Origin of the sequence: Longimicrobium sp. (genome assembly GCF_036388275.1) — a bacterium.
Lineage (GTDB): Bacteria > Gemmatimonadota > Gemmatimonadetes > Longimicrobiales > Longimicrobiaceae > Longimicrobium.
The window spans coordinates 14,756-35,198 of record NZ_DASVSF010000055.1 but is presented as its reverse complement, the minus strand read 5'-3'; the positions used below and the strand labels follow the sequence as shown (position 1 = coordinate 35,198).

20 protein-coding genes and 1 pseudogene are annotated in these 20,443 nt (G+C 67.4%); 4 read left to right on the top strand and 17 right to left on the bottom strand.

Going from position 1 to position 20,443, the window contains the following annotated elements:
* Positions 1-31: 31 nt before the first annotated feature.
* The 15 genes from VF632_RS11345 to trpS all read right to left on the bottom strand — a co-directional run bounded on the left by VF632_RS11345 (position 32) and on the right by trpS (position 12,862).
* Complete coding sequence (locus VF632_RS11345; protein ID WP_331023001.1) at positions 32-763, bottom strand: hypothetical protein; 732 nt, start codon at positions 761-763, stop codon at positions 32-34.
* Positions 742-1,383: a class I SAM-dependent methyltransferase gene (locus tag VF632_RS11340; protein ID WP_331023000.1), complete on the bottom strand. Its 642-nt coding sequence runs from the start codon at positions 1,381-1,383 to the stop codon at positions 742-744. The genes VF632_RS11345 and VF632_RS11340 overlap by 22 nt, the downstream gene beginning before the upstream one ends.
* A complete protein-coding gene (locus tag VF632_RS11335; protein ID WP_331022999.1) occupies positions 1,380-2,243 on the bottom strand; it encodes a D-hexose-6-phosphate mutarotase in 864 nt (287 codons plus the stop codon). The genes VF632_RS11340 and VF632_RS11335 overlap by 4 nt, the downstream gene beginning before the upstream one ends.
* Before the next feature lie 7 nt (positions 2,244-2,250).
* Positions 2,251-2,898 carry an HAD hydrolase-like protein gene (locus VF632_RS11330; protein ID WP_331022998.1) on the bottom strand — a complete coding sequence of 216 codons (648 nt, stop codon included), beginning with the start codon at positions 2,896-2,898 and terminating at the stop codon, positions 2,251-2,253.
* 63 nt (positions 2,899-2,961) lie between these two features.
* Entirely contained in the window at positions 2,962-4,743 is a 1,782-nt protein-coding gene (locus VF632_RS11325) for a sensor histidine kinase (RefSeq protein ID WP_331022997.1), read from the bottom strand.
* An 8-nt stretch (positions 4,744-4,751) separates the two neighbouring features.
* The gene (locus VF632_RS11320) at positions 4,752-5,258 is read right to left on the bottom strand and encodes a DUF456 domain-containing protein (RefSeq protein ID WP_331022996.1); all 507 of its coding nucleotides are present in this window, start codon (positions 5,256-5,258) and stop codon (positions 4,752-4,754) included.
* A 4-nt stretch (positions 5,259-5,262) separates the two neighbouring features.
* Entirely contained in the window at positions 5,263-6,396 is a 1,134-nt protein-coding gene (locus VF632_RS11315) for a PilT/PilU family type 4a pilus ATPase (protein WP_331022995.1), read from the bottom strand.
* Between the two features lies 1 nt (position 6,397).
* Positions 6,398-7,450, bottom strand: a complete 1,053-nt coding sequence (locus VF632_RS11310) for a D-2-hydroxyacid dehydrogenase (protein ID WP_331022994.1) — start codon at positions 7,448-7,450, stop codon at positions 6,398-6,400.
* A gap of 443 nt (positions 7,451-7,893) precedes the next feature.
* A complete protein-coding gene (gene dapB, locus VF632_RS11305) occupies positions 7,894-8,688 on the bottom strand; it encodes a 4-hydroxy-tetrahydrodipicolinate reductase (protein WP_331022993.1) in 795 nt (264 codons plus the stop codon).
* A complete protein-coding gene (gene dapA / locus VF632_RS11300) occupies positions 8,688-9,605 on the bottom strand; it encodes a 4-hydroxy-tetrahydrodipicolinate synthase (protein WP_331022992.1) in 918 nt (305 codons plus the stop codon). The genes dapB and dapA overlap by 1 nt, the downstream gene beginning before the upstream one ends.
* An 8-nt stretch (positions 9,606-9,613) precedes the next feature.
* Positions 9,614-9,979, bottom strand: a complete 366-nt coding sequence (locus tag VF632_RS11295; RefSeq protein ID WP_331022991.1) for a hypothetical protein — start codon at positions 9,977-9,979, stop codon at positions 9,614-9,616.
* A 68-nt stretch (positions 9,980-10,047) separates the two neighbouring features.
* Entirely contained in the window at positions 10,048-10,848 is an 801-nt protein-coding gene (locus VF632_RS11290) for an ion transporter (protein ID WP_331022990.1), read from the bottom strand.
* Between the two features lie 64 nt (positions 10,849-10,912).
* On the bottom strand, positions 10,913-11,653 hold the full coding sequence (locus VF632_RS11285; protein WP_331022989.1) for an alpha/beta hydrolase: 741 nt from the start codon (positions 11,651-11,653) through the stop codon (positions 10,913-10,915).
* Positions 11,653-11,889, bottom strand: coding sequence for a hypothetical protein (locus VF632_RS11280; RefSeq protein WP_331022988.1), 237 nt, complete (start codon positions 11,887-11,889; stop codon positions 11,653-11,655). The genes VF632_RS11285 and VF632_RS11280 overlap by 1 nt, the downstream gene beginning before the upstream one ends.
* Positions 11,890-11,896: 7 nt before the next feature.
* Positions 11,897-12,862 carry a tryptophan--tRNA ligase gene (trpS, locus tag VF632_RS11275; protein ID WP_331022987.1) on the bottom strand — a complete coding sequence of 322 codons (966 nt, stop codon included), beginning with the start codon at positions 12,860-12,862 and terminating at the stop codon, positions 11,897-11,899.
* A gap of 135 nt (positions 12,863-12,997) precedes the next feature.
* On the opposite strand from trpS, the gene VF632_RS11270 reads away from it, so the two are divergent.
* The 3 genes and pseudogenes from VF632_RS11270 to VF632_RS11265 all read left to right on the top strand — a co-directional run bounded on the left by VF632_RS11270 (position 12,998) and on the right by VF632_RS11265 (position 14,804).
* The gene (locus tag VF632_RS11270) at positions 12,998-13,942 is read left to right on the top strand and encodes an agmatinase family protein (protein ID WP_331022986.1); all 945 of its coding nucleotides are present in this window, start codon (positions 12,998-13,000) and stop codon (positions 13,940-13,942) included.
* A gap of 66 nt (positions 13,943-14,008) precedes the next feature.
* Positions 14,009-14,413 (top strand): annotated as a pseudogene (locus VF632_RS28230) (arginase family protein); the annotation flags it as partial.
* A 58-nt stretch (positions 14,414-14,471) separates the two neighbouring features.
* Positions 14,472-14,804, top strand: a complete 333-nt coding sequence (locus tag VF632_RS11265; protein WP_331022985.1) for an arginase family protein — start codon at positions 14,472-14,474, stop codon at positions 14,802-14,804.
* A gap of 190 nt (positions 14,805-14,994) precedes the next feature.
* On the opposite strand, the gene VF632_RS11260 is transcribed toward VF632_RS11265, so the two are convergent.
* Both VF632_RS11260 and VF632_RS11255 read right to left on the bottom strand, forming a co-directional pair.
* Positions 14,995-15,669: an OmpA family protein gene (locus tag VF632_RS11260; RefSeq protein ID WP_331022984.1), complete on the bottom strand. Its 675-nt coding sequence runs from the start codon at positions 15,667-15,669 to the stop codon at positions 14,995-14,997.
* A gap of 468 nt (positions 15,670-16,137) precedes the next feature.
* Positions 16,138-18,456: a restriction endonuclease gene (locus tag VF632_RS11255; RefSeq protein WP_331022983.1), complete on the bottom strand. Its 2,319-nt coding sequence runs from the start codon at positions 18,454-18,456 to the stop codon at positions 16,138-16,140.
* Positions 18,457-18,736: 280 nt separating this feature from the next.
* On the opposite strand from VF632_RS11255, the gene VF632_RS11250 reads away from it, so the two are divergent.
* Positions 18,737-20,398: an ATP-dependent DNA helicase RecQ gene (locus tag VF632_RS11250; protein WP_331022982.1), complete on the top strand. Its 1,662-nt coding sequence runs from the start codon at positions 18,737-18,739 to the stop codon at positions 20,396-20,398.
* Positions 20,399-20,443 lie beyond the last annotated feature (45 nt).

Here is a 20,443-nt window from a genome sequence, read left to right as displayed (position 1 = left end):
ACGCGCCGCCGCGGGCGCAATCGGCTCGGGGTCAGGGGTCTTGGGGCTGCACCGTGAGGCCGCCGTTGCGCAGGTCCAGGCGCATGGGCGTGCGGACGACCTCGTTGGGGCCGGCGGATGGGGACGGCAGCGTGTGCCGCGTGAACGTCACCACGTGCGGGCCGCGCCACACGGGGTCCGACGCGCCCCATTGGGTGCCGCCGTCCAGCCCCCACTCCAGTTGCAGGTGCGTATCCGTAACGCGCCAGACCCGGATGTGGTTGGGAGTGTACCCCGCGATCAGGTCCACCGACGCGGTGGCGATCCGCCGCCCGCCGGGCGCCACGGCCGGAAACCCGTGAACGTCCGTCGTAGCGCCGGTCTGCTCGTGAAGCAGCACCACGGCGCTGCCCTCGTAGTAGCCGACTTCCACGACGTGGTGTCGGATGGAGGGCAGGTATCCAGCGTAGACGTACCGTTTTGCGCTGCCGCTGTCCGACGTGTCGTTCACGAGAGCAGTCGTCTCCCCGTTGCCCAGGCGAATCGTCAGCCGCTGTCCCCGGCGCTGCACGCGGCCACCGGCGTTCGCGATTTCCCGCGCCTCTACCTGGGCCATGCAGGCTCGCCGCTCGTCCCCGGTGCAGCGCGCGAACGGAGCGTAGGCGGCCGACTGCTCGTCCGGCGGCTCCGGACGGGCGCAGGCCGCCGCAAGGAGGATGACGAAGATCGACAGCGTGGGGCGCATCGTTCGATGGATGGAGCTCAGGTCCGCTTCCGCAGGCACCAGGTGGTCATCGCCCGCAGGTTCTGCACGTTGGTCGTCTTGATCGGCTCCGCAAGCGTGGCGCCGAGGGATTCGGTGCGCTCCAGCAGGCCGGCTTCGTCCATCAGGAACCGCTCGCTGCCGTCCGGCAGGCGATAGCGGCCGGGCGATGAGGACGGCAGCCGCGACTCCAAACCGATGCTGGTCGCCAGGCGCGCGAAGAAGAGGCCGCCGGGCCGCAGCACCCGCCACATCTCGTTCAGCATCGCATCGAACTCCCGTTCATCGCTCGCGAAGTGCAGCACGGCGCTGCTGATCACCGCGTCCATCCGCTCGTCCCCGTACGGCAGCGCGTCCACCTCGCCAACCTGGAAGTTGTCCGCATGCAGTGCAGGAGCCAGTTCCGCGGCCATCCGGCGCACCCGAGCGATCGCGCGCTCATCGCGATCGACGCCGAACACCTCGTATCCGCCACGGAGGAATGGCACCAGGTTGCGGCCGGATCCGCATCCCGCGTCCAGGACGCTCCGCGCGGAGTCGAACGCGCCCTTCAGGAGCTGGTCGAACAGGTAGATGTCGATCTCTCCCACCGCGGCGCGCAGGGCGGCCGATGGCGGGCTTCCCGCGGAGAAGATCGTCATCGGGCGGTCAGCGTTTGCGAGCCGATCCATCGCTCGCCCGGCGCCACGTAGACGGGAGACCCGGCCGCCGCGGCCTCGATGCAGAGCATCCGCAGGTGCCCGTCCGGCTCCATGTCGGCGAGCTTGGCGGCAGCCTCCGCACCGGGGTTCCAGACCACGATGTCGGCGAAGCCGGTGGATGCCACCTCGACGGTGCGCCCGCCTTCCTGCAGTTCGACCACCCGGGGCGCGTTCAGGTAGACGCGATCCACCTCGCCGTCAATCCGCAGTTCCCGCTCGCGGTCCTCCGGCTCCGTCTCACCCGCGGCCTTGTCGCGGTAGCGCGTCCCCTGCAGCCCCACGATCGCCGCCTCCCGCACGTCATAGACGCGGAGATAGGTGTGCAGCGCGGCCGTGAATGAGAACGGGTCCTGCCCCGTATTCCCGACGACGAACTCCATGGAAATCGACGCCCCCGACACGCGGACGGTCATCTCCGCGACGAACGGGTGCGGCCAGATCGCCCGCGTCTCCGCCGAATCGGCAAGGCGAAAGACGGCAACGGCTTCCGAGCCGGCTTCGAGGGAGACCAGCTCCCACGTGGTCAGCCGTGCGAAGCCGTGCTTGGGCAGCGGGCCCTGCGTGGCGAACTGGGGAAAGCTGATCGGCACGCCGCCACGGATGGCCGTGCCCTCGCGGAACTCCGACCGGCTGCTCAGGAACAGCCGGTCGCCGTCCTCGCCCGCGGGCACCCACGAGGTGACGTGCGCACCGTGCAGGCACACCACCGCCCGCGCGCCGTCGCCAGTCACGAGCGTGACGAAGGGCAACCCGCCGGGGCCGCTCTGGACGATGCCGTCCGATTGCGAGTTGTCCATCATGGTCGATTCAGGGTCGTGAGACGGGCCCCACCAGTGCCCGGACGATGTCTTCCACGCTGTCGAAGAACAGGGCCGGCGATTGGGCGCGCAGGCTCGGCGGGCTGGTGTACCCCCACGCCACCGCGCCGAAGTCGATGCCGGCCGCCTGCGCCGCCTCCGCGTCCCGGATCTCGTCGCCGATGCTAATGACGTGCGCCGCCGGAGTGCCGCTGCGCCGGAGCACCCGCCGGAATCGCGCCCGTTTGCCGAACATCGACGCGCCGCACTCCACGTGCGCCATCAGCCCCGCCGTTTCGGTACCGAGCACCCGCCGCACGTTCTCGTACGAGTTGGAGGTGACGACGGCCAGCTCCACGCCCGCATCCGCCAGCGCGTGAAGCATCTCCGGAACTCCGGGGAACGGGCGCAGGGTGTGGATGTCCTGTGCCATCCACGCGCGCATGTCGCGGGCGACCAGCGGCAGCCGCCAGGCGGGAAGGCGCAGGTGCGCCATCATCTGACGCGCGCTGTTTCCACGCAGCGACTCCACCTCGTGCTCCTCGATGCGCTTGAACCGGTGGCGGTCCGCGAGATCGTTGAAGCGCTGGAGGAACCAGGGAAACGAATCGGCCAGCGTGCCGTCGAAATCGAAGATGGCGAGCCTGTAAGCCGTCACGCGTCGAGATTCCTTCGGGAGAACCGCGAGATTTCGCAGGGAGATGCGCGGTGAAATCGGACGCTAGCCGCGGGCCGAGTCGGGCGGGGGGAGCGGGCGGGCGACGCCGTCGTGGACGATCACGGCCTCGCCCTGCATGGCGCGGCGGATGGCCTCTTCGCCCTCGCGCGCCTCGAAGCTGCGCAGCGGCAGCGTGACGGTGAACACCGAACCCTGGCCGGGTTCGGACTCCACGCGGATGGCGCCGCCCAGCAGCCCCAGCAGCTTGCGGACGATGGAAAGCCCCAGCCCCGTGCCGCCGTACTCCCGCGTGGACGACTGGTCCACCTGCCGGAAGTCGTCGAAGATGCTGGCCAGCTCGTCCGCCGGAATGCCGATGCCCGTGTCGGCCACCTGCACCTCCACCCCGCCCTCCAGCTGGCGGGTGCGCACCGACACCGTCCCCTCGTGGGTAAACTTGATGGCGTTGGAGAGCAGGTTCAGCACCACCTGCTTCACGCGGAAGCGGTCGGTGACCAGGACGGGGAGCGCTTCGGGAACGTCCACCCGCAGCTGCAGCCCCTTCCGCCGGGCCAGCGGCTCCACGCCGTCCGTCAGCTCGCCGATGAGCGAGGCGATGTCCAGCGGCTCCAGGTGAAGCGGCATGCGCCCCGCCTCGATCTTGGCCAGGTCCAGGATGTCGTCCACCAGCTCCAGCAGGTGCTCGCTGGACGAGTGGATGCGCACCAGCGCCTGGTCCTGGCGCGGGGTGAGGTCGCCGTAGATGCGCTCGCGGAGAAGCGAGGTGTAGCCCAGCAGCGCGTTGATGGGCGTGCGCAGCTCGTGGCTCATGCTCGCCAGGAACTCGCTCTTGTGCCGGTAGGCGCGCTCCAGCTCCTGGCGCTGCCAGGCGAGCTCCCGGTTCTGCTCCTTGAGCTCGGCGGTGGCTTCGCGGATGGAGTGCTCCAGCCCAGCGTTCACCCGCGCCAGCTCGGCGGCCAGGCGCGCGTTCTCCACCTCGTGCGTGAGGTCGTGGAGGATGGAGACCACCGCCGCCGTGGCCCCGTCGCCGTCGCGGATGCGCCCGGAGATGAGCTCGGCGGGCAGGTCCTGCCGCGACGACGGCTCGCGCAGGTCCACCCGCGTAACCGCCGCGGCCTCTTCGCCCAGCGCGAACTCCTCGACCGCGGCGAAGAAGCGGTCCGCGTTGGCGGCGGCCGCGGCGTCGGGCACGCCGCCGGGGATCGCCTCGGGGCGAAAGATCCGCTGCGCCTCGCGGTTCATCATCACCACGGCACCGCGGTGGTCGGTGACCACGACGGGCGCGCCCACGTGCGCCAGGATCAGGTTCAGCTGGTCGCGCTCGCCGCGGGCGCGCACCTCGGCCTGCTGGGCGCGGCGCACCTGGTGCCCGAGCTGGTTCGACGTCTTTCGCAGCTCGGTGACGTCGCGCAACAGCGAGACAGTGGCGTCGCGCGGCACCGCGGCCCCCGCCGGCAGCGGCGCCGGGACGGCCTCGAACAGCAGCTCGTGGCCGGTGTCGGGGTCCACCAGCGTCAGCTCGCGCGCCTCCACCATCGGCGGGCGGGGGCGGGCCAGAAAGGAGGTGAACAGGAAGTTGTTCACCTCCACCATCCGCCGCCGCTCGTCTTGGTCGCCCGGGTTGGCGTGAAAGAGCGACCGCGCGCGCCGGTTCTCCAGCAAAATGCGGTTGCCGCCGTCCGTCACCAGCACCGGGTCGGCCAGGGCGTCGCAGATGGCCGAGAACAGGCCGCTGCGGCGCTCGGCCTCGTCGGCGCGCGCGCGAAGCTCCTCGTTTTCGCGGCGCAGGCGCGCCAGGTCGTCGGACAGGGGCTGCCTGGGCAAGTGGAAGGTCAGCGGAGCGCGGAAACCAGCGCCAGCGCGGCGATGGCGACGGCCACGGCCGACTTGGCGGCGACGGCCACCAGCCGGCCGAGGAACGCGCCCCACCCCACGCGCACCGCCGAGCCCAGCTCGGGGTTGCGCCAGTCCTTGGTCAGCGTCAACTCGAAGATCGCCGCGCCCGCGAAGGCGCCCACGAACGCGCCGATCACGCTGCCGATGACGGGAACGGGGACGCCCGCGATGGCGCCGACGATGCCCCCGATGATGGCGCCCCACCCCGCGCGGCGGCTGCCGCCGTACTTGCGCGCGTACCGGCCGCCCAGCGAAAACTCGATCACCTCGCCGATGGCCGCGAGCACGGCGGCGAAGATGATCGTAGGCCAGCCGATGGTGGCGAAGCCGCTGGTCCAGCCGTATACGCCCAGCGCCGCCACCTGCACCCAGGTGCCGGGAAGCCCGAAGGGAACCAGGACCAGGCCGAAGAGCTGCGCGGCCACGAGAAGGGCGTACGGCATGGGATCAGAAGTAGGATGGTGACACGCCCGCGGGCGGCGCCGAACCGGCCGCGGCGCTGGCGGCCGGCCGGCCGCCGGCAAGCATGTTCAGCTTCAGCTCGAAGTCGCTGGGATTGGTGGCCGCCGCCTTGGCCACCGCGTAATCCACCTGGTCGCTGGCCACCAGGTCCATCAGGCACTGGTCGAAGGTCTGCATTCCGTACGTCGCCCGTCCCTCGGCGATGTGGTCGGGAATCTCCGCCGTGCGCTCCGGGTCTACGATGCAGTCACGGATCGTGCCGGTGACCACCATCACCTCCGACGCCAGCACCCGGCCCTGGCCATCCTTCTTGGGCAGGAGGCGCTGCGAGATCACCGCCTGCAGCTGCTCGGCCAGGCGCAGCCTCACCATCTTCTGCTCCTCGGGGGGGAACGTGGCCATCAATCGGCTGATGGTGGACGCCGAGTCGCGCGTGTGCACCGTGCTGATCACCAGGTGCCCCGTCTCCGCCGACTTCAGCGCGATGTCGATGGACTCGGTGTCGCGCATCTCGCCGATAAGGATGACGTCCGGGTCCTGCCGCAGCGCGGCGCGAAGGCCCACGCGAAAGCTGTCGGTGTCGATGCCCACCTCGCGCTGCGTGATGGAGCAGTTGACGTCGCGGTGAAGGAACTCGATGGGGTTCTCGAGCGTGACGATGTGGCGGCGCATGTTCTGGTTCATGAAGCCCAGCATGGCCGCCTGCGTGCTGCTCTTTCCCGATCCCGTCACGCCCGTCACCAGCACCATCCCCCGTTCCAGCGCCGAAATGTCCTGGACGACGGAGGGAAGCCCCAGCTGCTCGATGGTGGGGATCTCGAACGGGATCACCCGCATGACGATCATGAAGCTGCCGCGCTGCCGCAGGATGTTCACGCGGAACCGACCCACACCCGGAAGCCCCCACGAGCAGTCGTAGTCCTGGAGCTCGTCCAGCTGCTCGCGGTCGCGCTCGTGCGGAATGAGCTTCACGGCGATGGCGCGCGTCTGCTCCGGCGTCAGCCGCTGCTTGGTGAGCGGGATGAGCTGCCCGTTGATGCGGGCGCGGAACACGTCTCCCGCCTTGATGTGAAGGTCGCTGGCCCCGCGCTGCACGGCGGCGCTGATGATGTTTTCCACGCTAATATCCCGCCCGCTTGTCGACGGTGTTGCGAAGCGTCTCGCCCCGCTGGTACCGCCGCAGGTTTTCGACGATGAGGTCCATCTGCCGCCGCCAGAACCGGGGCGACGCACCCGAAACATGGGGTGTTATCAGCACGTTGGGAAGGTGCCACAGGGGCGACGAATCCGGCAGCGGCTCGCGGGCGAACACGTCCAGCCCCGCCCCGCGCAGCCGCCCGCCGCGCAGCGCATCCACCAGCGCCTCCTCGTCCACCACCCCGCCCCGCGCGACGTTGATCACCACCGCGCCGTCGCGGAGCATCGCGAGCTCCCGCGCACCGACCAGGCCGCGCGTTTCCTCCGTCTGCGGAACGCAGAGCACCAGGTAGTCGGAGCGGGGGAGCAGCCGGTGCAGCGCGCCCTCTCCCGAGAGCACCTCCACCCCCTTGGGTCCCCCCGTGCCGCTGCGCCGCGTGGCGAGCGTCGTCATCCCCAGCGCCACCGCGCGGCGCGCCACCGCCCGGCCGATGCCGCCCAGCCCCACGACGCCGACGGTCTGTTCCGCCAGCTCGCGGCCGACCGGGTCCGCGCCTTCGAACGGCTCCTTGTTCCAGCGGCGCTCCGCCTGGGCGCGGACGGCGACGTCCAGGCCGCGGGCGAAATGGAGGATCATCGCCAGCACCGTATCGGCCATCGGCTCGGCGTAAATGCCCGCCGCGTTCGTCAGCACCACGTCCGACTCCCGCATGGCCGGGTGCAGCGAGGCGCCCACGCCCGCGGAGGCGCTGTGCGCCCAGCGAAGCCGGCCCTCGGGCGGTGCCGTGGCGGCCTCGAAGAGCGGCGCCGGCACGCCGAAGCCCAGGTAGATCTCGGCCCCGCGCACCGCCTCCAGCGCTTCCGCCGAATCCGCTCCGCCGTCGCCGCGTCCGTCCCCGGGCTCGTCCACGATCACGACTTCCCACTCGTCCGGCACCTCGGCGCGGATTTCGTCCAGCGCCCAGTCGGGGATGGAGTACAGCGGCCGCTGCTCACGAAGATGTACGACGAGGCGGCGGGGGTTTGTTTCAGGCACGGCGGATCGGGAGAATGCGGCGTAAACGCAAGGGACGCCGGAACATGGCTCCGGCGTCCCTCCGGGTCAACAGGGACCAGCACGCTACCGATGTCATCCTGAAGGAGCGGCCACGCCCAACCCGCCCCCTCGACAAAAACGGCAGCGACTGAAGGATCCGCCACACACTCTGCGTGATGCCGCCGGGCAGAGGTGGCAACGTGCCCCTGCACGGGCGAATGAATTCGCTGCAACAAACACACGATGTCCGCCTGCGCGGACTGCACGCTTTGGTGTGGCTCTGGCGGTCGTGCGCGCCCATGCTCGGGTGCTAGCCCGGCCGCGCCGGCGTGCTGTTGAAGCCCTTGGCGGGACGCGCCAGCGGCCCGATCGAGGGCTTTCCGCGGTTGTTGCGGCGGGTTCCCGCTCCTGGAGGGGGTGCACGCCGAGGTCTCCGGCTCGGACTAGCCGAGGCCCAGGACGTCGCGCATGGAGTAGGCGCCGGGCTCGCGGCCAGCGAGCCAGCGGGCGGCGCGCAGGGCGCCCTCGGCGAACAGGGCCCGGTCCTGGGCCACGTGCCCCAGCTCGATCCGCTCACGCTCGCCGATGAACATCACCGAGTGCTCGCCCACGATGTCACCGCCGCGGACGGCGTGGAAGCCGACCTCGCCCCGCGGACGCTCGCCCGGCCGCCCGCCGCGGCCATCCACGCGCACGTCGTCCAGCGCCACGCCCCGGCCGAGCGCAACGGACTCGCCCAGGGCCAGCGCGGTGCCGCTGGGCGCGTCCACCTTGCGGCGGTGGTGCGCCTCCACGATCTCCACGTCGTAGTCGTCGCCCAGCACGGCGGCCGCGCGCTCCGACAGGGCCAGCAGCAGGTTCACACCCACGCTGAAGTTGGCCGCCTGCAGCACGGGCGACCGCTGGGCCTGGCGTGTGAGCAGGGCCTGCTCCTCCGGCGTCAGCCCCGTCGTGCCGACGACGAGGGCCACGCCCTCCAGCGCGTCGCCGTGCATCTCCAGCAGCCGCCGCAGCAGCTCGGGCGACGAGAAGTCGATCACCACGTCGGCCTCGCGCATCCACGCGCCGGCCGTCTCGGGCGTCGCCACCACCGGGCAGCCGATGTCGCACCCGCTCTCCGGCACCCGCCCGATCCCCCCCACCAGCCGCATCCCGCCATCCTTCGCCATCAGCGCCGCGAGGGTGGTCCCCATCCGCCCCGTCGCGCCGCTGAGCACCACCCGCACCACATTCGCCATCAGCGGCCCTCCAGCAGCCCCAGCTCGCGCATGGCTCCCTTCAACTCCTTCAGCACCGCGTCCGACGGCGGGACGAGCGGAAGCCGCGGATCGCCTACGTCGAATCCCAGCATCCCCACGCCCGCTTTCACCGGCATGGGGTTGGACTCGCGGAAGAGCGCGCTGATCAGCGGCAGGAAGCGGAGCTGGATGGCGCACGCCTCGGCGGGGTTGCCCTCCAGGAACGCCTTCGCCATCCGCGAGGTGTCGCGCGGGGCCACGTTGGCCAGCACGGAGATCACGCCCTTGCCGCCCAGCGACATCAGCGGCACCACCTGGTCGTCGTTGCCGCTGTACAGCGCGATGCGGTCCGCCACCCGCCGCGCGAGCTCCGCTACCTGGCTGATGTCGCCGCTGGCTTCCTTCACCCCCACCAGCCGCTCGTCACCCGCCAGTTCCGCGACAGTCTCGGGGAGCAGGTTGCACGCGGTGCGGCCGGGGACGTTGTAGGCGATGGTGGGCAGATCGCCCGCGTCCATCACGGCGCGGAAGTGGGCGGCGATGCCGCGCTGCGGCGGCTTGTTGTACGGCGGCGGGGCGACGAGCAGGCCGTCCGCCCCGGCCTCGCGTGCGTTGGCGGCGATCCGTGCTACGACGGCCGTGTCGCTCCCGCCGCACCCGGCGATCACCGGGATGCGGCGGTCGCCCGCGCGCACCTCGTCCATCACCACCTCGACGGACCGGCGCTGCTCGTCGACCGACATGGTGGTGGCCTCGCCGGTGCTGCCGTTGATGATCAGGGCGTCGGTGCCCTCGCGCAGGTGAAAGCGCACGAGTTCGCGGAGCACGGCCTCGTTCACGGCCCCATCCGCGCCGAAGGGCGTGACTAACGCCACGCCCGACCCGGTGAACAGGCTTCTTCCGGTGGATTCCGTCATCCGGATCGTCAGATGTTGTTGAGGTCCATGATGTCACCCGGCAGCACGTCGCCCTCGGCATCGTCGGGGTCCAGGTCGCGCTCGGTGCTGTCGCGGAAGTCGTCGGCCGCTTCGTCGCCCACGTTGTCGTGGAACGAGCGGAAGACGGTGCCGCCGCACTTTGCGCAGGCCATCCCCTCGGGAGGTTGCTCGTTTTCGAAGAAGTAGTCCTTGCCGCACGTTTCGCAAACCAGCGTCAGCACCGTGGTCCCACGCGGAGTGTCGCCGGCCGGGTTGTCGCGCGGCTGGTCGGTGGCGCCTGCGTACTGGGCAGGGCCGGCGTCGGTGCCGGAATCGTAGCGGCCCTCGGTATTCGTCGGGTTGGAATCGGACATCGTTTCTCCTCGTGGATATCGGGTCCGGCGCGAGGGTGCACAACGTGTACCCGCACCGGAGGCCCGGTCTACAGCTGCGTCCCGCAGTACCTGCAGTACGCGGAGCCGGGCTCGTGGCGGTCCACGCCGCACCCCGGGCAGGGGCGGCGCACGCGGGCGGAGCGCGAGGCGCGGTCCAGCTCCAGCGTTACGATGCCCGTGGGGACGGCGATGATGCCGTAGCCCATGATCATCAGCGTGGCCGCCAGCGCCTTGCCCAGCGGGCCCTCCGGCGCGATGTCGCCGTACCCGACGGTGGTGAGCGTAACGATAGCCCAGTAGACGCTTTGCGGAATGCTGGTGAACCCGGCGGAGGGGCCTTCGATCAGGTACATCAGCGAGCCCACGATCACCGATAGCGTGAGCACCGCGCTGACGAATACGGTGATCTTGTAGCGGCTGGCCCGCAGCGCGGCCGAGAGCACGGCGCCCTGCTCCACGTATTCGGCCAGCTTGAGGATGCGGAACACGCGCAGCACCCGCAGCACGCGCAGCACCACCAGGAAGCGCCCCGGCGGAAAGAGGACGCTCAACCAGGTGGGGAGCACCGAGAGCAGGTCTACCACGCCGTAGAAGCTTCGCGCATACGCAAGCGGCCGGGGCGAGGTCCACAGCCGCAGCAGGTACTCGATGGTGAACAGCACGGTGAAGAACCACTCCGCGACGTACAGGATGTCGCCGTACCGGGCCGCGATGGATTCCACGCTGTCCAGCATCACCACCACGATGCTCAGCACGATGGCGGCGATCACCACCACGTCGAACGCGCGCTCTGCGGGGTCGTCGTGCTGAAAGATGATGTCGTGCAGCCGCTTGCGAATGTGCTGCATCGCTCCGGGATGGATGGCTACTGCGAGCGGAAAAGGCTGTCGGCGAAGCGTGTAGCGGCATCCATCACCAGACCTGGATGCTGCACGTGGGGCGCGTGCCCGCAGTCCGCGATGCGCAGCACGTCGACGGGTCCGCCGGACCGGCGCTGGACCGCTTCCACCTGCGCCCACGTGCCGTACTCGTCGGCTTCACCCTGGATGACCAGCGCGGGGACGCGGATGGAGGGCAGAAGGTGTTCGATGTTCCACGCGCGGAACTCCGGATCGAGCCATACGCCTTCCATCCCCCGAACGCCACGTCCACGTGCTGGTGATGGCGGGCCAGCCGCTCGCGCAGATCCGTCGACCGATACACATCCCCGATCCGCGTGATGCTGTCGACACTCACGTTCTCGACGAACACGTGGGGCGCCTCCAGCACCAGCCCGGCGACGATGTCCGACGGACGGCTCGCCGCGTGGATCAGGGCGATGGACGCGCCGTCGCTGTGGCCGAAGAGGACGGCGCGCCGCACGCTCGCGGCGCGGAGCACGTCGTCCAGCACCTTCGCCTCATGGTGCATGAACTCCACAGGCCGCGGGAGCTCGACGGGCTCGGATCGGCCGTAGCCCGCGCGGGAGTAGACCAGCGCACCGCATCCGGTCGCCTCCGCGAGCCGCATCGGGAAGTCGCGCCAGGTGGAGACCGATCCCAGTCCCTCGTGCAGGAACACGATCGTGGGTGCCTCGTCCGGCCCCGGCCCGATCCACCGGCACTCCAGCCGCACGCCGCCGACGGTCAGGAACGTCGGGCCGTCAGCCTCCATCAGCGGTGCGGGCCCACGTGGGTCTGCGTGCCGGTGAGCGCCGCGTCGGCGTACGAGAGCGGGCGGAAGAGGTAGTAGAGTGCCGTCGCGCCCGCCGGGTAGATGACGTACGGCTTGCCGTCGCGCTCCCACACCTCCGTGCGCGATGCGCGGAATCCCACGTACGTGATGAGATAGAGGGCGATCACCACCCCCGCGATCATCCACCCCCGCCGCGCTCGCGCCGCAGTTCGCATCAGCCCGTCAGCGCAGTCCCACGGCCTTCCACACGCGCTCGACGACGGGACCCGCCACCTCGCGGGCTCGACGCGCGCCCTCGGCCAGCACCTCGTCCACGTAGCCGGGGCGGGCCAGGATCTCTTCGCGGCGCTGGCGCATGGGTGCGTAGAACTCCCAGATCGCCTCGAACAGGCGCTGCTTGAAGTGGCCGTAGCCCACGCCGCCGGCGCGGAACTCGTCCTTCATCTGCTGCACCTGCTCCGCCGTGGCGAACAGGCGGTAGAGGGCGACGATAGTGGACGCGTCCGGGTCCTTGGGATCTTCCAGCGGCGTGGAATCGGTGACGATCTGCATCACCCGCTTCCGCAGCGCCTTTTCGGGCATGAAGATGTCGATGGTGTTGCCGTAGCTCTTGCTCATCTTCTGCCCGTCCAGCCCCGGCACGACGGCAACGTCCTCGGCAATCTGCGCCTCCGGCAGCTTCAGCGTGCCCTCGCCGAACGCCTCGTTGATCTTGATGGCGATGTCGCGCGTGGCCTCCAGGTGCTGCTTCTGGTCCTTGCCCACGGGAACGCGGTCGGGGTCGTACGCCAGGATGTCGGCCGCCTGCAGGATGGGGTAGGTGAACAGCCCCACGTTCGACGAAATACCGCGCTGCGTCTTCTCCTTGTACGCCACCATGCGCTCCATCAGCCCCATCGGCGTGACGGTGGAAAGAATCCACATCAACTCCGTGTGAAACGTCACGTCCGACTGGCGCCACATCGTCGTGAGCTCGGGATTCAGCCCGCACGCCAGCAGGTCCACCGCCGCGGTGCGCACGTTCTCGCGGAGCGCGTTGGCGTCCGTGAGCGACGTGAGCGCGTGAAGGTCTGCCAGGAACAGGAACACCTCACCCCTGCCCTGCAGATCCAGAACGGGTTTGATGGCGCCGAAGTAGTTGCCGATGTGAAGGATGCCCGAAGGCTGAAGCCCCGTCAGGATGCGCATTGCTCGCAATCGATTGTGATGTCCGGGGAGCGGCGTCCGTCGTTCTATTCCCTGCTCCCCATTCCCTATTCCCTCCCCCAGCACTAACCTGTCCCCTTGCCGTTCCACAGGCAAGCAACCCGCGCCCCGCATCCCGTGCCCGACACCACGCCCGATCCGCTCGCCGGCCTGCGCGCCGCGCCCGACCCGCGCGACCCCCGCGCGCCCACGCTGCTGCGCCCGTGGGATGGCCAGGAGGCGATGGAGGGCCGCGCCGTCGTCGTCGGCGTTCCGTACGACGGCGGCATCCCGTCGCGCCCCGGCGCCCGTTTCGGGCCCAAGGCCATCCGCGAGGCGCTGTCCTCCTTCGGCACCTTCGATGGCGACCGGCACGTCTCTCCCGCCATCGACCTGGGCGACGTCTCCGTCCCCACGATGAACGGCGCCGATGCGCACCGGGCGATCGAGGAAGCCTCTCGCCAGGTGTTCGCGTCCGGCGCGCGGCCCGTCTTCCTGGGCGGGGACCACGGGTGTACTGGATCGATCATTCGCGGGCTGGCCGCCGCGCGCCCGGACATCGCGCTCGCCCTGATGACCGTGGATGCGCACCTGGACGTGCGCGAGTACGACGACGAGGCGCACCTTTCCAGTGGCACCCCGTTCCGGCGGGCACTGGAGACGGGCATCGTGGAGGGCGCGCGGGTGGCGATGATCGGCATCCGCAGGTTCGCCAACTCGCACTACTACCTGGACTTCGCAGCCGGCCGGGGCATCCATCTGACGACGATGGACGCGGTGGAGACGCACGGCGCCACCAAGGTCGCCAAGGCCGCGCTCTACCGCGCCACCAGCGGGGCGAACGCGCTGTACCTGAGCATCGACATGGATGCCTGCGATGCGGCGTTCGCGCCGGGGGTGAGCGCGGCGGGTATTGGCGGGCTGACGGCGCGCGAGATGATCGAGATCGTCCGCACCGCGTGCACCGATCCGCGGCTGATCGGCGCCGACATCATGGAAACGTCGCCGCCGTACGACCAGGACGGGCGCACCGCCAAGCTCGCCGCGCGCCTGCTGCTGGAAGTCCTCGCCGCCCGCCCCTGACCGGAGCCACGCGTGAACCTGCGCATCATCGCCGTCCCCTACGACACCGCCATCCGCGACTGGCGGATGGGCGCAGGCCCCGATCGCCTGCTCGAATGTGGGCTGGAGGACCACCTGCGCGCGGCGGGGCATCGGGTGTCCATCGAACGCATCGAGCTCCCGCGCGACGAGCCGACGTCGGAGATCAGCACGGCGTTCGAACTCGCCGCCCGCCTGCGCGACCGCGTCCACGACGCGCGCTCCGCGGGCGAACTGCCGATCGTGCTTGCGGGCAACTGCGGCACCGCGCTGGGCACGCTCGCAGCACTGGCGGACGCCGAGCCGGGCGTGGTCTGGCTGGATGCGCACGGCGACCTGAACACGCCCGAGACCACGGGCAGCGGCTTCCTGGACGGGATGGCGCTCGCAACGGCGACCGGCCGCTGCTGGACACGCCTCGCCAGCACGATTCCCGGCTTCCGCCCCGTTCCCGACGAGCGCGTGGTGCTGATCGGCGCCCGCGACCTGAACGAGGGCGAGAAGGAAGTGATTGGCGCATCAGCGATTACACCTCCCGCCGAACCGCGTCGACGACGGCCTGTCCTCCGCGTTGGACACCCTGCGGCAGCGCACACCGACGGTCTACCTGCACATCGACCTCGACGTGCTCGATCCGTCGGTGGCCCGCGCGAACAGCTATGCGGCGGCAAGCGGGCTCTCGCTGGAGCAGGTGGCAGCAGTGGTCCACGCAGTCGGCGCCCGCTTCGAGTTAGGAGCGATCGCCCTCACCGCGTACGACCCGTCGTGCGATCCCGAAGGCCGGGTGGCCCGCGCCGCCTTCGCGCTGCTGGACGTGATGACGCGCAACGGTTTGTCATCCTGAGGCGCAGGCGCGCCGCACCAGCCCGCGCACGACACCCCGCGCGCCGAAGGATCTACTCTCCCCCAGTACAAGACGAGGGCGCGGCAGCGTCCACGAACCCCCGCCCGCGCCTAACCCCCAAACGCCGAGTCGCCCCGGCGCCATGAAGGCGACCGGGGCGACTCACTACCTGCAGCGTGCAACCAGGAGCTTACTGGTTCTGCTGCAGCACCTGCTGGCGGTACTCCTCGCTCGCGAAGATCGCGACCTCGACGCGGCGGTTCTGCGCGCGGCCCGACTCGGTGCTGTTGTCGGCCACCGGCTCCGATTCGCCGCGGCCTTCCACGCGAACGTCACCCGCCGGAATGCCCTGGGCAACCAGGAACTGGCGCGCAGCCTCGGCGCGGCGATACGAGAGGCGCATGTTGTAGTCGTCGGCGCCCTGCGCGTCGGTGTGGCCCACGATCAGCACTTCGGTGCCCGGATAATTGCGCAGGCTCGTGGCCAGGCGGCGCAGGTTCTCGCGGCCGGCGGGGAGCACCTGGTCGCTGTCGAACGGGTACAGCACCCCGGACTCGAAAGTCACCGCGATGCCCTCGCCCACGCGCTCGACTTCCGCGCCCTCCAGCGAATTGTCCAGCTCCGCCGCTTGGCGGTCCATCCGGCGCCCGATCACCGCACCCGCCGCGCCGCCCAGCACCGCGCCGATAATGGCGCCGCGGGCCGTGTTGCCCGACTGCCGCCCGATCACCGCGCCAATGGCGCCGCCCGCGCCGGCACCCGCCGCCGCGCCGCGCTCGGTGTTGTTCATCGACGCGCACCCGGCCGACGTGCCAACGGTGGTCACGGCGAGCGCAACCGTAAGAGAACGCTTGAACTTGGTCATGTCCGTCTCCTCAACGTGTGAAATCCAGTCCTGCCACTCGGCCTAGAAGGCGAGCGTGCCATCCCCCTCTAGCAAGCACGGTGCCCAAAGGCGCCCAAGGCCCAATGGCAGTCGCACAACGGCGCAGTTGCTGGCGGATTCGTTACCACAACCGTGTGGGCTTGCTCGGCGGAACCAGCGATCGCTCGTTCTGGAGCATGGCCTGACTGTCCTCGAGCTTAGACAACAAAGCAACTTAGTGACCATTCTAAGATTTACTCGTCTTCGGACGGGCGAGATGGACACTTACCATCCACCTTAGCCTTTGTACGTGGACCGCATCGCAGCGGAACCCACAACAGCCCAAGTTCATTGATGCGGTCCTGGATCCTTCATAGATGCACTTACGTGTACATGAGCAGAAGCCAGGTTCCCTTGCGAGCACACACCCCGACCGGCTTTGTTCCAGCGGAAACGTGGCGAACAAGCTTAAGATCTGCGTGAACCTCGCCTGGGAAGTGCGTCCGAAGACACAGGTCCCGTCCCTATCTGACGAATGTCCTCGATCAGCGACGACAGATAATCGAAATCCTCGTGACGTAATTGAATGGATGCGGGAAAGATGAACGGGTGCTTCAGGTGTCCGCCTTCAAGCATGCTTCCTAGGTGTGACCCAGCCGTGTAATGATCTGCTAGGAGGCTCCTCACAGTCCCAGTTTCGGCGGTCTGAGACTTCGTGTAGAGCGCCAAACTTCCGATGATCTCAGCCGCCTTTCGCTGATACCGCTTGGTTAGATGCGTTCTCATGAACTCGAGATCCCTCAAGAATAGCCCGACGTTAATGGAGGTTTGTCCTGTGTGGCGATCACGGTGGACGTGACGGATGAACATCAGATGTGCTGCGTAGACCGAATACGCTTCGTCACTCACATTTGTGAGGTGCTGAAGCGTCCGAACGCCGCTCTCCCGAGTAGTCGTTGCCATCTGCTCCCGCAGGAGGAAGAGCCCCGGCCAAGGTGATTCAAGGTCGGCCTCTGTCCAGATCCGTCGAATCTGACGCGTTAAAAGATTTGGGAATGCAGCAACAAGGCATTCTATCTGGATACCTAGGGTGCCCCTGTATGCATCAAGGTCCGAGATCCATCGCTCCAGCGCGTGCTCTGAAATCATGTTCTGAAGGAACTCTCGGACCTCGATTGTCAAGGCGCTCGTCAATTCAGGGACTGATGGGGGCGGTCGCCGACCAAGCGCACGGATGATTGCTTCGGCAACCAGAAACTCCTGAATTGACCGATGTGGGAAATACAAAAGATCGGGTGGCTTCACATCAAGTGCGGACGAAACGATCAATTCCCGACGCAGCACATCACTTTTCTTGAGATCCCTCGCATTAACAACCCGGAAGACACTGTCCGGGATATCATCAGCCCGCGTAAAATCTTTCCCAGAATGGGTCCACAAGTACCAAGCGAGCTCAGAGGCAAATAGGCGCCGATCAGCAACCGATACGCCACCCCGTGTCGGCTTTTTCCCCTCACGCATAACAAGTTGATCTACAAAATGGTCATAGAGCAACGTACGGCTCAGTTTGTCCAGCGGCTTATTCCACTGGGGGAGGACGGTGGCGAGCATACGCAACTGGACTGGCCGGCGAGCAAGGTTGTATAAGGATTCAGAAAATTCTCCACTCAATTGGTGAAGGATTTTCTTTGCAGCGCGCTCAGCGATAGTTGAATTCTCCTGAAGGTGCCCGAGGTACTTGCGCAGAAACTCATTCACCTTCGCGTTCGACAGCGGCTGAAGTGCAAGTTCAGTAAACCCTCCGAACGTGGAATAATGGATCCAATCCTCCCCAATCCTGTGTTGATCGTAAAGCACTCCGCGACGCTCATCATTTGTCATGAATGCCGAAGGTCGCCCGCATATAAGCAGGCGTGCATCACCCACAGCTAGCCGCTTGATCTCGTCCATGTTTCGGAGAAAGGCCGACATGGTAATACCGTGCTTCATTTCATCGAAAGAATCAAAAATGATCACGAACCGTCCACTCCGATTTAGTTCCATGAATAGGTCGAAGGTATAGTTTAGCACACGATGGTCGGATGTTAACAACTTTCCGAGGAGGCCATCCAATGACTGTTCATCTGATATTCTGCCTAAGTCCACGAGTATTGGGATTCTCGAGAGAGGATCAATCCTCCACTTCATTGCTATTGAGAACGCGAGGTGTTTTGCAAAAGTAGTCTTCCCCATTCCATAACTCGATAGGAGAGCTAGGGGCGGAGCCGGGTTCTTGCCTTCAAGCCACCGAAGCACGTAATCGAATAAGTCAAAGGAGTCGTCCTCCGCACCCGGAAGCAAGTGTGCGTCCATGGGCACGTAATAGCTCGCTATTCCATCTGTCGCGTAACTACTTTCTATCGAGCCGATATACGACGTGAAATCAAGTATTGACGCTTGCAGTTCACTAAAAGTCATGTGCCGGAACCCACGTTTCGCCTCTACAAACGACTTAGCTCCTGCCGAGACTCCGTTCAGTGTTATTAGCAGGAATTCATCGATGTCTCGGCTCTCGTACAAACTTAGGTACTTGACAACGACTTTCGAAACTTCGTCTTTGCTCAATTCGGCCGAATACGCTTTACATTCGACGGCAATGCGCCTGACCGCGCCCCACTCTCGCTTCTCGGCGAGAACATCGACCTGCTGGTGGTTCACCAAACGATTTCGTTCAACGCTCATCCCCGCTGCTCGCAAAAGGTGTACAATCGCGATTTCGAATTCCTGCCAAGGCTTGAGGTTCTGCATTATCGTTTCCATGTGGTGGATACGTCGACGGAGCGTGGAGCCGAGCAACAACCGGCGATTAGTAGCTCCCACACTGGGCGGCACATGAACGTCCGGGGCGTGACAGCATACCCGTTTGTCTTGGAAAACACACGAGCCCTATCTCTAGTATTCTAACTGGAACCGTGTAAACCCGCTACACGTGATGGTCCAGAGCTTGCCTTCGGGGCGCCGTTCCGATTGTCGTTCCCCGACCCGAGGTTCTGGATTGTCAACCACTGCGCCGGCGTCAGACGCACCTATGAGTCTCCGTTCCTTTCTACGAGACCAGTTCACGATAGATGAATTCCGCCCCGGGCAGGAAGAGACGATCCGCGCTGTCCTGGATGGACGGGATGCTCTCGTCGTGCTTCCCACCGGCGCGGGCAAGTCGCTGATCTACCAGCTTCCGGCGCTGATGCTGCCGGGGCTCACGATCGTCGTAAGCCCGTTGATCGCGCTGATGAAGGACCAGACGGACAAGCTCGACGAACTGGGCGTGGACGCGTGGACCATCAACTCGGCGCAATCCACAGCGGATAAGCGGGCGGCGGAGGCGGCGGTGGAGGGCGGCGAGGGGAAGATCCTGTACCTGACGCCCGAGCGCTTTCGCGACCGCGAGTTCTTCGAGGTGCTTCGTGCCCGCGAAATCTCGCTCTTCGTCGTGGACGAGGCGCACTGCGTGAGCCAGTGGGGGCACGACTTCCGGCCGGACTACATGATGCTGGGCGCCATCGCCGAGCGCCTGGGCCGCCCCCCCGTGATGGCGCTGACGGCCACCGCGTCGCCCGAGGTGCGCGACGACATCGCGCGGCAGCTGAAGATGCGCGACCCGTTCACCTGGGTGGGCGAGCTGATGCGCCCCAACCTGTTCCTGGAAGTGCAGCCGACGGTCAACGAGTCGGAAAAGGACGCCGCGCTCGAGCAGATCCTCCGGCGGGCCGAAGGGACGGGGATCGTCTACGTGGCGACGGTCAAGGAAGCCGAGCGCATCTACGAAGAGTTCGGCCGCAAGCACGACCTGGCGCTGTACCATGGCAAGCTCGGAGCGAAGGAGCGGCACGAGGCGCAGGACCGCTTCATGGCGGGCAAGGTGAAGGCGGTCGTCGCGACGAACGCCTTTGGGCTGGGCATCGACAAGCGCGACATCCGCTTCATCGTGCACTACCACTTCACCGGCTCCATCGAATCGTACTACCAGGAAGCCGGGCGAGCCGGGCGCGATGGGCAGCCCTCGCGCTGCGTGATCCTGTACCGGGAGGAAGACAAGGGCGTGCAGGGCTACTTCCTGGGCGGCAAGTATCCCGACCTGGACGAGGCCATTTCGGTGGCGCGGATCGTCAACCGCATGCCAATGGAGGAGAAGCGCCCGCTGGACGAGATCGCCGACATGGCCGAGGTGGCACGTCGCAAGGCGCGCATCGTCCTTACGCTGCTCAAGCGGCACGGGATGATGCGCGAGCACCGCGGCGGCGTGTGGGAGCGCCTGGTGCCCGACGTGGCCGCGGCCGACCTCAGCCAGGAGCTGCTGGATTACGAGCAGCGGCGCGAGACGGACCGCAAAAAGCTGGAGCAGATGGTACGGTACTGCCGCACGGCGCACTGCCGCACGAAGATGATCCTGGACTACTTCGGCGAGGAGCGCGCGGAGGACTGGACGTGCGGGCACTGCGACAACGACGCGGCCGGCAAGGCGAACGGCACGTCCGCCAAGCGCGAGGCAACGCCCGAGGGCTTCGACTTCTCCGACATCTCTACGCCGGAGCCAGCGGAGGAGATGCTCGGACCGGGAGACGAGGTGCGCCACGAGACGTACGGCGAGGGCCTGGTCCTGGCGCTCTCGGGCGGCGAAAAGGCCGAGGTCGACTTCGCCGGCCACGGCACGAGGATGATCCGGCTAGATTTCCTCACCCGCATCGAATAAAGAAGGAAAAGCGTCTCACACGGAGGGCACGGAGTACACGGAGGA

Bases quoted from the DNA above. Each gene is read 5' to 3' on its own strand.
- VF632_RS11285 (WP_331022989.1), bottom strand. From the start codon at position 11,653: ATGGAGGCTGACGGCCCGACGTTCCTGACCGTCGGCGGCGTGCGGCTG.
- VF632_RS11290 (WP_331022990.1), bottom strand. From the start codon at position 10,848: ATGCAGCACATTCGCAAGCGGCTGCACGACATCATCTTTCAGCACGAC.
- VF632_RS11320 (WP_331022996.1), bottom strand. From the start codon at position 5,258: ATGCCGTACGCCCTTCTCGTGGCCGCGCAGCTCTTCGGCCTGGTCCTG.
- VF632_RS11255 (WP_331022983.1), bottom strand. From the start codon at position 18,456: ATGCAGAACCTCAAGCCTTGGCAGGAATTCGAAATCGCGATTGTACAC.
- VF632_RS11260 (WP_331022984.1), bottom strand. From the start codon at position 15,669: ATGACCAAGTTCAAGCGTTCTCTTACGGTTGCGCTCGCCGTGACCACC.
- VF632_RS11250 (WP_331022982.1), top strand. From the start codon at position 18,737: ATGAGTCTCCGTTCCTTTCTACGAGACCAGTTCACGATAGATGAATTC.
- dapB (WP_331022993.1), bottom strand. From the start codon at position 8,688: ATGGCGAATGTGGTGCGGGTGGTGCTCAGCGGCGCGACGGGGCGGATG.
- trpS (WP_331022987.1), bottom strand. From the start codon at position 12,862: ATGCGCATCCTGACGGGGCTTCAGCCTTCGGGCATCCTTCACATCGGC.
- dapA (WP_331022992.1), bottom strand. From the start codon at position 9,605: ATGACGGAATCCACCGGAAGAAGCCTGTTCACCGGGTCGGGCGTGGCG.
- VF632_RS11335 (WP_331022999.1), bottom strand. From the start codon at position 2,243: ATGATGGACAACTCGCAATCGGACGGCATCGTCCAGAGCGGCCCCGGC.
- VF632_RS11340 (WP_331023000.1), bottom strand. From the start codon at position 1,383: ATGACGATCTTCTCCGCGGGAAGCCCGCCATCGGCCGCCCTGCGCGCC.
- VF632_RS11295 (WP_331022991.1), bottom strand. From the start codon at position 9,979: ATGTCCGATTCCAACCCGACGAATACCGAGGGCCGCTACGATTCCGGC.
- VF632_RS11280 (WP_331022988.1), bottom strand. From the start codon at position 11,889: ATGCGAACTGCGGCGCGAGCGCGGCGGGGGTGGATGATCGCGGGGGTG.